Annotated in this window: 11 protein-coding genes and 1 pseudogene; all 12 read left to right on the forward strand. The window is 53.4% G+C overall.

From position 1 onward, the window contains the following. Positions 1 to 503: 503 nt before the first annotated feature. Positions 504 to 1,442: a transcriptional regulator LrhA gene (gene lrhA, locus QZF50_RS19525; RefSeq protein WP_000622286.1), complete on the forward strand. Its 939-nt coding sequence runs from the start codon at positions 504 to 506 to the stop codon at positions 1,440 to 1,442. 630 nt (positions 1,443 to 2,072) lie between these two features. Beyond that, a complete protein-coding gene (gene nuoA / locus QZF50_RS19530; protein WP_000062997.1) occupies positions 2,073 to 2,516 on the forward strand; it encodes an NADH-quinone oxidoreductase subunit NuoA in 444 nt (147 codons plus the stop codon). A gap of 15 nt (positions 2,517 to 2,531) precedes the next feature. Next, positions 2,532 to 3,194 carry an NADH-quinone oxidoreductase subunit NuoB gene (gene nuoB / locus QZF50_RS19535; RefSeq protein ID WP_000386733.1) on the forward strand — a complete coding sequence of 221 codons (663 nt, stop codon included), beginning with the start codon at positions 2,532 to 2,534 and terminating at the stop codon, positions 3,192 to 3,194. Between the two features lie 93 nt (positions 3,195 to 3,287). Next, entirely contained in the window at positions 3,288 to 5,090 is a 1,803-nt protein-coding gene (gene nuoC / locus QZF50_RS19540; protein ID WP_000247878.1) for an NADH-quinone oxidoreductase subunit C/D, read from the forward strand. Positions 5,091 to 5,092: 2 nt separating this feature from the next. Beyond that, complete coding sequence (nuoE, locus tag QZF50_RS19545; RefSeq protein WP_000545042.1) at positions 5,093 to 5,593, forward strand: NADH-quinone oxidoreductase subunit NuoE; 501 nt, start codon at positions 5,093 to 5,095, stop codon at positions 5,591 to 5,593. Beyond that, positions 5,590 to 6,927 carry an NADH-quinone oxidoreductase subunit NuoF gene (nuoF, locus tag QZF50_RS19550; protein WP_000789502.1) on the forward strand — a complete coding sequence of 446 codons (1,338 nt, stop codon included), beginning with the start codon at positions 5,590 to 5,592 and terminating at the stop codon, positions 6,925 to 6,927. Before nuoE ends, nuoF begins: the two co-directional genes overlap by 4 nt. A gap of 52 nt (positions 6,928 to 6,979) precedes the next feature. Continuing rightward, the gene (gene nuoG / locus QZF50_RS19555) at positions 6,980 to 9,706 is read left to right on the forward strand and encodes an NADH-quinone oxidoreductase subunit NuoG (RefSeq protein ID WP_001471904.1); all 2,727 of its coding nucleotides are present in this window, start codon (positions 6,980 to 6,982) and stop codon (positions 9,704 to 9,706) included. After that, complete coding sequence (nuoH, locus tag QZF50_RS19560) at positions 9,703 to 10,680, forward strand: NADH-quinone oxidoreductase subunit NuoH (RefSeq protein ID WP_000118507.1); 978 nt, start codon at positions 9,703 to 9,705, stop codon at positions 10,678 to 10,680. Before nuoG ends, nuoH begins: the two co-directional genes overlap by 4 nt. Before the next feature lie 14 nt (positions 10,681 to 10,694). Continuing rightward, positions 10,695 to 11,237, forward strand: a complete 543-nt coding sequence (gene nuoI, locus QZF50_RS19565; RefSeq protein ID WP_000172749.1) for an NADH-quinone oxidoreductase subunit NuoI — start codon at positions 10,695 to 10,697, stop codon at positions 11,235 to 11,237. Positions 11,238 to 11,248: 11 nt separating this feature from the next. Further along, positions 11,249 to 11,803: an NADH-quinone oxidoreductase subunit J gene (gene nuoJ, locus QZF50_RS19570; protein WP_000393511.1), complete on the forward strand. Its 555-nt coding sequence runs from the start codon at positions 11,249 to 11,251 to the stop codon at positions 11,801 to 11,803. Beyond that, positions 11,800 to 12,102 (forward strand): NADH-quinone oxidoreductase subunit NuoK, encoded by a 303-nt coding sequence (gene nuoK, locus QZF50_RS19575; protein WP_000612644.1) that lies wholly within the window; start codon positions 11,800 to 11,802, stop codon positions 12,100 to 12,102. The genes nuoJ and nuoK overlap by 4 nt, the downstream gene beginning before the upstream one ends. Then, a pseudogene (locus QZF50_RS19580) lies at positions 12,099 to 12,547 on the forward strand (NADH-quinone oxidoreductase subunit L); the annotation flags it as partial. The gene nuoK and the pseudogene QZF50_RS19580, both read left to right, overlap by 4 nt.

Genomic DNA, 12,547 nt, shown 5'->3' on the forward strand with positions numbered 1-12,547 from the left:
ATTTAATATTCAAAAAGGTTTTGATGTGCTTATTAATAATAGAAGATTACTTTGCCTAACATAACATAACTTTGCATCAGATAATTCGCAATGACCCTTATAAATAAAAGGTTTTTGGGGTAAAATGCTCGCATAAATGACGGATCCCTGCTCTTGATGCCGCCTCACCATTGCTGTTTGTACGTGTTCGCGTATGACCAGCGATGCTGCACGAGAGTGGAACAAGGACTCACATTTACATTTATACAAACACGCGCATGTCATAAATAGAAAAGAGTGAGTAACTTAATAGATATGCGATCCCTGAAGATATATTCTGTGATCTACTTCAGGCATTATAACGGAACAATGTGAGTCGCTTTTTTAGTGCAACTCATATGCATTTTTACTTTCGTCCGGGTTCCGGATGAAACTGCCAGGGAGGCACATTACAAATGGAATTGCTTGTTTGTGTGTGCACAGCATTAACCAGCTCAGTATGAGCCGCCAGTAAGTGATAATATATGATAAGTGCAAATCGTCCGATAATTAACCTCGACCTCGATCTGCTGAGAACATTTGTTGCTGTTGCCGATCTGAACACTTTTGCTGCCGCAGCTGCCGCTGTGTGTCGTACTCAGTCCGCCGTAAGTCAGCAAATGCAGCGTCTGGAACAACTCGTTGGGAAAGAACTGTTCGCTCGTCACGGTCGCAACAAACTGTTAACTGAACATGGCATTCAACTTCTTGGTTACGCCAGGAAAATCCTGCGTTTTAATGATGAGGCCTGCTCATCATTAATGTTCAGTAATCTTCAGGGCGTGTTAACTATCGGTGCTTCAGATGAATCTGCCGATACGATCTTACCTTTCCTGTTAAATCGCGTGAGTTCGGTTTATCCGAAATTAGCGCTGGATGTCCGCGTTAAACGTAATGCCTATATGGCAGAAATGCTGGAATCCCAGGAAGTGGATTTGATGGTAACCACCCATCGTCCTTCAGCGTTTAAGGCATTGAACCTGCGAACCTCGCCAACACACTGGTACTGCGCAGCGGAATACGTATTGCAAAAAGGCGAGCCGATCCCTCTTGTATTGCTGGATGATCCAAGTCCGTTTCGCGATATGGTGCTGGCGACGCTTAATAAAGCAGATATTCCATGGCGACTGGCTTATGTCGCCTCGACGCTTCCGGCCGTTCGTGCGGCAGTGAAAGCCGGTCTTGGCGTGACGGCAAGGCCGGTTGAGATGATGAGCCCGGACCTGCGTGTGCTGAGTGGAGTAGATGGCTTACCGCCGCTACCTGATACCGAATATTTGCTGTGCTATGACCCGTCCAGTAATAATGAGCTGGCCCAGGTGATCTATCAGGCGATGGAGAGCTACCATAATCCGTGGCAATACAGCCCAATGTCTGCTCCGGAAGGGGATGATTCATTGTTGATTGAAAGGGATATCGAGTAATCGACGGACGATAGATAATTCCTGAGACAATAGTGTAAAAAACGAGCCGCTGGGGGTGTTTTAAACCCCAGCGGCTTTTTTTTAGTAAAAATCCTTCCTCGCATAGTGCAGAACGTACAAAACTGTTCATTTTTCAATCACCAGAGATTCACGTCCCGAACGCACAAATAATCGCCTGAAAAAAATCACCTGCTACAATGATGTTAAAAAATACGTAAATTTGTTGCTGCGTTTTTGTTATGGAATGACAAAAGCGTGTCACAGATCAAGAAAATACTCTCTTTTGGGGGGAGGAATCGACACAAATTCCTGTCAAAATAGACCCGTATTTTTTCCATTGCTTCACAACGGACACGATTCAACAACATCTAATTATCCTGGAGTCGTCAAGGATCTGGGGTGAAAGGGCATTAAATGCTAATGGTGTTGATATTATGTAAACTAAAGTGAAGAAACTTTTGTTAAAGTTGACAAAAGGTTATAGAAAGGAGTAAAAGACCACATCAATTAGCTGTATAAAAGAATTTCTACAGTGATTGTAAGGTTTTTTTTATTCCTCCCCATGAATCGATGTGGCGTCCATCTGCCGTGAAGAGCAGTGAATCTGGCGCTACTTTTGATGAGTAAGCAATGAGTATGTCAACATCCACTGAAGTCATCGCTCATCACTGGGCATTCGCTATCTTTCTTATCGTTGCCATTGGCCTGTGTTGCCTGATGCTGGTAGGCGGTTGGTTTTTAGGCGGTCGCGCACGCGCGAGGTCGAAAAACGTGCCGTTTGAATCCGGTATCGACTCGGTCGGCTCCGCCCGCTTACGCCTGTCCGCCAAGTTTTATCTGGTGGCCATGTTCTTCGTTATCTTCGACGTTGAAGCGCTGTATCTGTTCGCATGGTCAACCTCTATCCGCGAAAGCGGCTGGGTAGGCTTTGTGGAAGCTGCAATTTTTATTTTTGTGTTACTGGCAGGTCTGGTTTATCTGGTGCGTATTGGCGCGCTGGACTGGACGCCCGCGCGTTCACGCCGCGAGCGTATGAACCCGGAAACGAACAGTATCGCTAATCGTCAACGCTAACCGCGAGGCATTAAGATGGATTATACGCTCACCCGCATAGATCCCAACGGTGAGAACGACCGTTACCCCCTGCAAAAGCAGGAGATCGTAACCGACCCTCTGGAGCAAGAAGTTAACAAAAACGTGTTTATGGGCAAGCTCAATGACATGGTTAACTGGGGTCGTAAAAACTCAATTTGGCCGTATAACTTCGGTCTTTCCTGCTGTTACGTTGAGATGGTGACTTCGTTTACCGCGGTGCATGACGTGGCGCGTTTTGGCGCAGAAGTATTGCGTGCTTCGCCGCGTCAGGCTGACCTGATGGTGGTTGCAGGAACCTGCTTTACCAAAATGGCACCGGTTATTCAGCGTCTGTATGACCAGATGCTGGAACCAAAATGGGTTATCTCAATGGGTGCCTGTGCCAACTCTGGTGGTATGTACGATATTTATTCCGTTGTGCAGGGCGTCGATAAATTCATCCCGGTTGATGTGTATATCCCGGGCTGCCCGCCGCGTCCTGAAGCGTACATGCAGGCACTGATGCTGTTGCAGGAATCTATCGGCAAAGAACGTCGTCCGCTCTCCTGGGTGGTTGGCGATCAGGGCGTTTATCGCGCCAATATGCAATCAGAGCGCGAACGCAAGCGCGGTGAACGTATTGCCGTAACCAACCTGCGTACACCTGACGAGATTTAATTTGCGCCTGTCGGCAAAGGGATTTTTCTTCGCTTATTCCTAAATCTATTTCGCGAAGCTTACTGCGCCGACAGTCACCACGGACCATTTGCAATGGTGAACAATATGACCGACTTAACCGCGCAAGAACCCGCCTGGCAGACCCGCGATCATCTTGATGATCCGGTAATTGGCGAACTGCGCAACCGTTTTGGGCCGGATGCCTTTACTGTTCAGGCGACTCGCACCGGGGTTCCCGTTGTGTGGATCAAGCGTGAACAATTACTGGAAGTTGGCGATTTCTTAAAGAAACTGCCGAAACCTTACGTCATGCTGTTTGACTTACACGGCATGGACGAACGTCTGCGCACACACCGCGAAGGGTTACCTGCCGCGGATTTTTCCGTTTTCTACCATCTGATTTCTATCGATCGTAACCGCGACATCATGCTGAAGGTGGCGCTGGCAGAAAACGACCTGCACGTACCGACCTTCACCAAACTGTTCCCGAACGCTAACTGGTATGAGCGTGAAACCTGGGATCTGTTTGGCATTACTTTCGACGGTCACCCGAACCTGCGCCGCATCATGATGCCGCAAACCTGGAAAGGTCACCCGCTGCGTAAAGATTACCCGGCGCGCGCTACCGAATTCTCGCCGTTTGAGCTGACCAAAGCCAAACAGGATCTGGAGATGGAAGCCCTGACCTTCAAACCGGAAGAGTGGGGGATGAAGCGCGGCACCGAAAACGAGGACTTCATGTTCCTCAACCTCGGTCCGAACCACCCGTCGGCGCACGGGGCTTTCCGTATCGTTTTACAACTCGACGGCGAAGAGATTGTCGACTGCGTACCAGACATCGGCTACCACCACCGTGGTGCGGAGAAAATGGGCGAGCGCCAGTCCTGGCACAGCTACATTCCGTATACCGACCGTATTGAATACCTCGGCGGCTGCGTTAACGAAATGCCTTACGTGCTGGCGGTAGAGAAACTGGCCGGGATCACCGTGCCGGATCGCGTTAACGTCATTCGCGTTATGCTCTCCGAACTGTTCCGTATCAACAGCCACCTGCTGTACATCTCGACCTTTATTCAGGACGTCGGCGCAATGACGCCCGTGTTCTTCGCCTTTACCGATCGTCAGAAAATTTACGATCTGGTGGAAGCGATCACGGGTTTCCGTATGCACCCGGCGTGGTTCCGTATTGGCGGCGTAGCGCACGACCTGCCGCGCGGCTGGGATCGCCTGCTGCGTGAGTTCCTCGACTGGATGCCGAAACGTCTGGCGTCTTACGAGAAAGCGGCGCTGCAAAATACCATTCTGAAAGGTCGTTCCCAGGGCGTTGCCGCCTATGGCGCGAAAGAGGCGCTGGAGTGGGGCACCACTGGCGCGGGCCTGCGTGCTACCGGGATCGACTTCGACGTGCGTAAGGCGCGTCCTTATTCTGGCTATGAAAACTTCGACTTTGAAATCCCGGTTGGTGGTGGTGTTTCTGACTGCTACACCCGCGTAATGCTGAAAGTGGAAGAGCTGCGCCAGAGTCTGCGCATTCTTGAGCAGTGCCTCAACAACATGCCGGAAGGCCCGTTCAAAGCGGATCACCCGCTGACCACGCCGCCGCCGAAAGAGCGCACGCTGCAACATATCGAAACCCTGATCACCCACTTCCTGCAAGTGTCGTGGGGGCCGGTGATGCCTGCCAATGAATCTTTCCAGATGATTGAGGCGACCAAGGGGATCAACAGTTACTACCTGACCAGCGACGGTAGCACCATGAGTTATCGCACTCGTATCCGCACGCCGAGTTATGCGCATTTGCAGCAAATTCCGGCGGCGATCCGCGGCAGCCTGGTGTCTGACCTGATTGTTTATCTGGGCAGTATCGATTTTGTTATGTCAGATGTGGACCGCTAATTATGCACGAGAATCAACAACCACAAACCGAGGCTTTTGAGCTGAGTGCGGCAGAGCGTGAAGCGATTGAGCACGAGATGCACCACTACGAAGACCCGCGTGCGGCGTCCATTGAAGCGCTGAAAATCGTTCAGAAGCAGCGTGGCTGGGTGCCGGATGGTGCGATCCACGCGATCGCCGATGTGCTGGGTATTCCGGCAAGCGACGTCGAAGGTGTGGCAACGTTCTACAGCCAGATCTTCCGCCAGCCGGTTGGCCGCCATGTGATCCGTTATTGCGACAGCGTGGTCTGTCATATCAACGGTTACCAGGGTATTCAGGCGGCGCTCGAGAAAAAGCTAAACATCAAACCAGGGCAAACGACATTTGACGGTCGCTTTACGCTGCTGCCAACTTGCTGCCTGGGGAACTGTGATAAAGGGCCAAACATGATGATCGATGAGGATACTCACGCGCATCTGACCCCGGAAGCGATCCCTGAACTGCTGGAGCGGTATAAATGAAAAACATTATCCGTACTCCAGAAACGCATCCGCTGACCTGGCGTCTGCGCGATGACAAACAGCCAGTGTGGCTGGACGAATATCGCAGCAAAAACGGTTACGAAGGCGCGCGTAAGGCGCTGACCGGGCTGTCTCCGGACGAAATCGTTAATCAGGTAAAAGACGCTGGTCTGAAAGGGCGCGGTGGCGCGGGCTTTTCTACCGGCCTGAAATGGAGCCTGATGCCGAAAGACGAATCCATGAACATCCGTTACCTGCTGTGTAACGCCGATGAAATGGAGCCAGGCACCTATAAAGACCGCCTGCTGATGGAGCAACTGCCGCACCTGCTGGTGGAAGGTATGCTCATCTCCGCGTTTGCGCTGAAAGCTTACCGTGGCTACATCTTCCTGCGTGGCGAATATATCGAAGCGGCAGTAAATCTGCGCCGCGCCATTGCCGAAGCCACTGAAGCGGGCTTGCTTGGCAAAAACATTATGGGAACAGGTTTCGACTTCGAACTGTTCGTCCATACCGGGGCAGGGCGCTACATCTGCGGGGAAGAAACAGCGTTAATCAACTCCCTGGAAGGGCGTCGTGCTAACCCACGCTCGAAACCCCCCTTCCCGGCAACCTCCGGCGTATGGGGCAAACCGACCTGTGTCAACAACGTCGAAACCCTGTGTAACGTTCCGGCGATCCTCGCTAACGGCGTGGAGTGGTATCAGAACATCTCGAAAAGTAAAGATGCTGGCACCAAGCTGATGGGCTTCTCCGGTCGGGTGAAAAATCCGGGACTGTGGGAACTGCCGTTCGGCACCACCGCACGCGAGATCCTCGAAGATTACGCCGGTGGTATGCGTGATGGTCTGAAATTTAAAGCCTGGCAGCCAGGCGGCGCGGGGACTGACTTCCTGACCGAAGCGCACCTTGATCTGCCGATGGAATTCGAAAGTATCGGTAAAGCGGGAAGCCGTCTGGGTACGGCGCTGGCGATGGCGGTTGACCATGAGATCAACATGGTGTCGCTGGTGCGTAACCTGGAAGAGTTTTTCGCCCGTGAATCCTGCGGCTGGTGTACGCCGTGCCGCGACGGTCTGCCGTGGAGCGTGAAAATTCTGCGTGCGCTGGAGCGTGGTGAAGGTCAGCCGGGCGATATCGAAACACTTGAGCAACTGTGTCGATTCTTAGGCCCGGGTAAAACTTTCTGTGCCCACGCACCTGGTGCAGTGGAGCCGTTACAGAGCGCCATCAAATATTTCCGCGAAGAATTTGAGGCGGGAATCAAACAGCCGTTCAGCAATACCCATTTGATTAATGGGATTCAGCCGAACCTGCTGAAAGAGCGCTGGTAACCGAATTTCGATTAACGCTCAGTCTCTGACTGAGAAAACTGGAAGCATGCTAATGGCTACAATTCATGTAGACGGCAAAGAATACGAGGTCAACGGAGCGGACAACCTGCTGGAAGCTTGTCTGTCTCTGGGCCTTGATATTCCTTACTTTTGCTGGCATCCGGCGCTGGGAAGCGTCGGTGCTTGCCGCCAGTGTGCGGTGAAGCAATACCAAAACGTGGAAGACACGCGTGGTCGCCTGGTGATGTCCTGTATGACACCGGCTTCCGATGGCACCTTTATTTCCATTGACGACGAAGAAGCGAAACAGTTCCGTGAAAGTGTGGTCGAGTGGTTAATGACCAACCACCCGCACGACTGTCCGGTATGTGAAGAAGGCGGTAACTGCCATCTTCAGGATATGACCGTGATGACCGGACACAGCTTCCGTCGCTACCGTTTCACCAAACGTACCCACCGTAATCAGGATTTGGGGCCATTCATCTCTCACGAAATGAACCGCTGCATCGCCTGCTACCGCTGTGTGCGTTACTACAAAGATTACGCTGACGGTACAGATCTGGGCGTTTACGGTGCGCACGACAACGTCTACTTCGGTCGCCCGGAAGACGGCACGCTGGAAAGCGAATTTTCCGGTAACCTGGTCGAAATTTGCCCGACCGGCGTATTTACCGACAAAACGCACTCCGAGCGTTACAACCGTAAATGGGATATGCAGTTTGCGCCGAGCATCTGCCAGCAATGTTCCATCGGCTGTAACATCAGCCCCGGTGAACGTTACGGCGAACTGCGTCGTATCGAAAACCGTTACAACGGTACGGTAAACCACTACTTCCTCTGCGACCGTGGTCGTTTCGGTTACGGTTACGTCAACCTGAAGGATCGTCCGCGTCAGCCAGTACAGCGTCGTGGCGATGATTTCATTACCCTCAACGCCGAACAGGCAATGCAGGGCGCGGCAGATATTCTGCGTCAGTCGAAGAAAGTGATCGGTATTGGTTCTCCGCGTGCCAGCGTGGAAAGCAACTTTGCGCTGCGTGAACTGGTGGGCGAAGAAAACTTCTACACCGGTATCGCTCACGGTGAGCAGGAACGTCTGCAACTGGCGCTGAAAGTGCTGCGTGAAGGCGGCATTTATACTCCGGCTCTGCGCGAAATCGAATCTTACGATGCGGTACTGGTGCTGGGCGAAGACGTTACCCAGACCGGCGCGCGCGTCGCGCTGGCAGTGCGTCAGGCTGTGAAAGGTAAAGCGCGCGAAATGGCGGCAGCACAGAAAGTGGCTGACTGGCAGATTGCGGCAATCCTCAACATCGGTCAACGTGCGAAGCATCCGCTGTTTGTTACCAACGTTGATGACACCCGTCTGGATGATATCGCGGCGTGGACTTACCGCGCACCGGTTGAAGATCAGGCGCGTTTAGGTTTTGCCATCGCCCATGCGCTGGATAACTCTGCGCCAGCGGTTGACGGTATCGAACCTGAGCTGCAAAGCAAAATCGACGTCATCGTGCAGGCACTGGCAGGTGCGAAGAAACCGTTGATTATCTCCGGGACGAACGCCGGTAGCATAGAGGTGATTCAGGCTGCGGCTAACGTCGCGAAAGCCCTGAAAGGTCGCGGCGCTGACGTTGGTATCACCATGATTGCCCGTTCCGTCAACAGCATGGGGCTGGGCATTATGGGTGGCGGTTCGCTTGAAGAAGCGTTGACCGAACTGGAAACCGGACGCGCCGACGCGGTGGTGGTGCTGGAAAACGATCTGCATCGTCACGCTTCCGCTACCCGCGTGAATGCTGCGCTGGCTAAAGCGCCGCTGGTGATGGTGGTTGATCATCAACGCACAGCGATTATGGAAAACGCCCATCTGGTACTTTCTGCTGCCAGCTTTGCTGAAAGCGACGGTACGGTGATCAACAACGAAGGCCGCGCCCAACGTTTCTTCCAGGTTTACGATCCTGCTTATTACGACAGCAAAACTGTCATGCTGGAAAGCTGGCGCTGGTTACACTCGCTGCACAGCACCCTGCTGAGCCGTGAAGTGGACTGGACGCAGCTCGACCATGTGATTGACGCTGTTGTGGCGAAAATCCCGGAACTGGCAGGTATCAAAGATGCTGCGCCGGATGCGACATTCCGTATTCGTGGGCAGAAACTGGCCCGTGAACCGCACCGTTACAGCGGTCGTACCGCCATGCGCGCCAATATCAGCGTTCATGAGCCGCGTCAGCCGCAGGATATTGACACCATGTTCACCTTCTCGATGGAAGGTAACAACCAGCCGACTGCGCACCGTTCGCAAGTGCCGTTTGCCTGGGCGCCGGGCTGGAACTCCCCGCAGGCGTGGAACAAATTCCAGGACGAAGTGGGCGGCAAACTGCGCTTTGGCGATCCGGGCGTGCGTCTGTTTGAAACCAGCGAAAATGGTCTGGATTACTTCACCAGCGTACCGGCACGCTTCCAGCCGCAGGACGGGAAATGGCGTATCGCGCCGTATTACCACCTGTTTGGCAGCGATGAATTGTCACAGCGTGCTCCGGTCTTCCAGAGCCGTATGCCGCAGCCGTACATCAAACTCAACCCAGCGGATGCCGCGAAGTTAGGTGTGAACGCAGGTACACACGTCTCCTTTAGTTACGATGGCAACACGGTCACGCTGCCGGTTGAAATCGCTGAAGGGCTGACGGCAGGGCAGGTGGGCTTGCCGATGGGTATGTCCGGTATTGCTCCGGTGCTGGCTGGCGCGCATCTTGAGGATCTCAAGGAGGCACAACAATGAGTTGGATATCACCGGAACTGATTGAGATCCTGCTGACCATCCTCAAAGCGGTGGTGATTCTGCTGGTGGTTGTCACCTGTGGGGCATTCATGAGCTTTGGCGAACGTCGCCTGCTGGGTCTGTTCCAGAACCGTTACGGACCTAACCGTGTTGGCTGGGGCGGTTCGCTCCAGCTGGTTGCGGACATGATCAAAATGTTCTTTAAAGAAGACTGGATCCCGAAATTCTCGGATCGCGTCATCTTTACCCTGGCACCGATGATTGCCTTTACCTCACTGCTGCTGGCCTTTGCGATTGTGCCTGTCAGCCCGGGTTGGGTGGTTGCCGACCTGAACATCGGGATTTTGTTCTTCCTGATGATGGCAGGTCTGGCGGTTTACGCGGTGCTGTTTGCGGGCTGGTCAAGTAACAACAAATACTCGCTGCTGGGTGCGATGCGTGCTTCTGCGCAGACCCTGAGCTACGAAGTGTTCCTCGGGCTTTCCCTGATGGGCGTGGTGGCTCAGGCCGGTTCATTCAACATGACCGACATCGTCAACAGCCAGGCGCATGTGTGGAACGTCATCCCGCAATTCTTTGGTTTTATTACCTTTGCCATCGCGGGCGTGGCGGTATGTCACCGTCACCCGTTTGACCAGCCGGAAGCCGAGCAGGAACTGGCGGATGGTTACCACATTGAATATTCCGGTATGAAGTTCGGTCTGTTCTTCGTGGGTGAGTACATCGGGATTGTGACCATCTCTGCATTGATGGTGACGCTGTTCTTCGGTGGCTGGCAAGGCCCGTTGTTACCGCCATTCATCTGGTTCGCGCTGAAAACCGCGTTCTTTATGATGATGTTCATTTTGATTCGTGCGTCGTTACCGCGTCCGCGTTATGACCAGGTAATGTCCTTCGGCTGGAAAATCTGCCTGCCGCTGACGCTGATCAACTTGCTGGTAACGGCGGCTGTCATTCTCTGGCAGGCGCAATAAGGGGCAATAAGACCATGACCTTAAAAGAATTGTTAGTAGGTTTCGGCACCCAGGTTCGTAGTATCTGGATGATCGGCCTGCACGCGTTCGCCAAACGCGAAACGCGAATGTACCCGGAAGAGCCGGTCTATCTGCCGCCCCGTTATCGTGGTCGTATCGTTCTGACCCGCGACCCGGACGGCGAAGAGCGTTGCGTAGCCTGTAACCTCTGCGCGGTAGCCTGCCCGGTCGGCTGTATCTCGCTGCAAAAAGCAGAAACCAAAGACGGTCGCTGGTACCCGGAATTTTTCCGCATCAACTTCTCACGCTGCATTTTCTGTGGTCTGTGCGAAGAAGCCTGTCCGACCACGGCGATTCAGTTAACCCCGGATTTCGAAATGGGGGAATACAAGCGCCAGGATCTGGTTTACGAAAAAGAGGATCTGCTGATCTCCGGTCCGGGCAAATACCCGGAATATAACTTCTACCGGATGGCAGGTATGGCAATCGACGGCAAAGATAAGGGCGAAGCAGAGAACGAAGCCAAGCCTATCGACGTCAAGAGCCTGTTACCGTAAGGAGAGGGGCAATGGAGTTCGCTTTTTATATCTGTGGCCTGATAGCCATACTTGCGACCTTGCGAGTGATCACCCATACCAATCCGGTACACGCACTGCTGTACCTGATTATTTCGCTGCTGGCGATTTCCGGGGTGTTCTTCTCACTGGGCGCTTACTTCGCCGGTGCGCTGGAAATTATCGTCTACGCGGGTGCCATTATGGTGCTGTTCGTGTTCGTGGTGATGATGCTCAACCTGGGCGGTTCAGAAATCGAACAGGAACGCCAGTGGCTGAAACCGCAGGTGTGGATTGGTCCGGCAATTTTGTCGGCCATCATGCTGGTGGTGATTGTTTACGCCATCCTTGGTGTTAATGATCAGGGTATCGACGGTACGCCAATCAGTGCTAAAGCAGTGGGTATTACGCTGTTCGGGCCTTACGTACTGGCGGTGGAACTGGCTTCTATGCTGCTGCTCGCGGGTCTGGTTGTGGCCTTCCACGTCGGTCGTGAAGAGCGTGCGGGTGAAGTGCTGAGCAATCGTAAAGACGACAGCGCGAAAAGAAAAACGGAGGAGCACGCATGATCCCCTTACAACATGGACTGATCCTCGCGGCAATCTTATTCGTTCTTGGCTTAACCGGTCTGGTTATCCGTCGCAATCTGCTGTTTATGCTGATTGGTCTGGAAATCATGATTAACGCCTCCGCGCTGGCCTTTGTGGTCGCCGGAAGCTACTGGGGTCAGACCGACGGTCAGGTGATGTACATTCTCGCCATCAGCCTCGCGGCGGCAGAAGCGAGTATCGGCCTTGCGCTGCTGCTGCAACTTCACCGTCGTCGCCAGAACCTGAACATCGATTCAGTAAGTGAGATGCGCGGATGAACATGCTTGCCTTAACCATTATTTTGCCATTGATTGGCTTCGTCCTGCTGGCGTTCTCCCGTGGGCGCTGGTCTGAAAACGTTTCGGCGATCGTCGGCGTTGGCTCTGTGGGCCTGGCGGCGCTGGTAACCGCCTTTATCGGCGTTGATTTCTTCGCTAACGGCGAGCAGTCATACAGCCAGCCGCTGTGGACGTGGATGTCGGTAGGCGACTTTAACATCGGTTTCAATCTGGTGCTGGACGGCCTGTCGCTGACCATGCTCTCGGTGGTCACTGGTGTGGGTTTCCTTATTCACATGTACGCCTCCTGGTACATGCGCGGTGAAGAGGGCTACTCTCGCTTCTTCGCCTACACCAACCTGTTCATCGCCAGCATGGTAGTTCTGGTGCTTGCCGACAACCTGCTGCTGATGTACCTCGGCTGGGAAGGCGTGGGCCTGTGCTC

Origin of the sequence: uncultured Escherichia sp., from assembly GCF_948475835.1 — a bacterium.
Lineage (GTDB): Bacteria > Pseudomonadota > Gammaproteobacteria > Enterobacterales > Enterobacteriaceae > ECMA0423.

Excerpts from the sequence above, each read along its gene's own strand:
- lrhA (WP_000622286.1), top strand. The coding sequence starts at position 504 with ATGATAAGTGCAAATCGTCCGATAATTAACCTCGACCTCGATCTGCTG.
- nuoA (WP_000062997.1), top strand. The coding sequence starts at position 2,073 with ATGAGTATGTCAACATCCACTGAAGTCATCGCTCATCACTGGGCATTC.
- nuoB (WP_000386733.1), top strand. The coding sequence starts at position 2,532 with ATGGATTATACGCTCACCCGCATAGATCCCAACGGTGAGAACGACCGT.
- nuoC (WP_000247878.1), top strand. The coding sequence starts at position 3,288 with ATGGTGAACAATATGACCGACTTAACCGCGCAAGAACCCGCCTGGCAG.
- nuoE (WP_000545042.1), top strand. The coding sequence starts at position 5,093 with ATGCACGAGAATCAACAACCACAAACCGAGGCTTTTGAGCTGAGTGCG.
- nuoF (WP_000789502.1), top strand. The coding sequence starts at position 5,590 with ATGAAAAACATTATCCGTACTCCAGAAACGCATCCGCTGACCTGGCGT.
- nuoG (WP_001471904.1), top strand. The coding sequence starts at position 6,980 with ATGGCTACAATTCATGTAGACGGCAAAGAATACGAGGTCAACGGAGCG.
- nuoH (WP_000118507.1), top strand. The coding sequence starts at position 9,703 with ATGAGTTGGATATCACCGGAACTGATTGAGATCCTGCTGACCATCCTC.
- nuoI (WP_000172749.1), top strand. The coding sequence starts at position 10,695 with ATGACCTTAAAAGAATTGTTAGTAGGTTTCGGCACCCAGGTTCGTAGT.
- nuoJ (WP_000393511.1), top strand. The coding sequence starts at position 11,249 with ATGGAGTTCGCTTTTTATATCTGTGGCCTGATAGCCATACTTGCGACC.
- nuoK (WP_000612644.1), top strand. The coding sequence starts at position 11,800 with ATGATCCCCTTACAACATGGACTGATCCTCGCGGCAATCTTATTCGTT.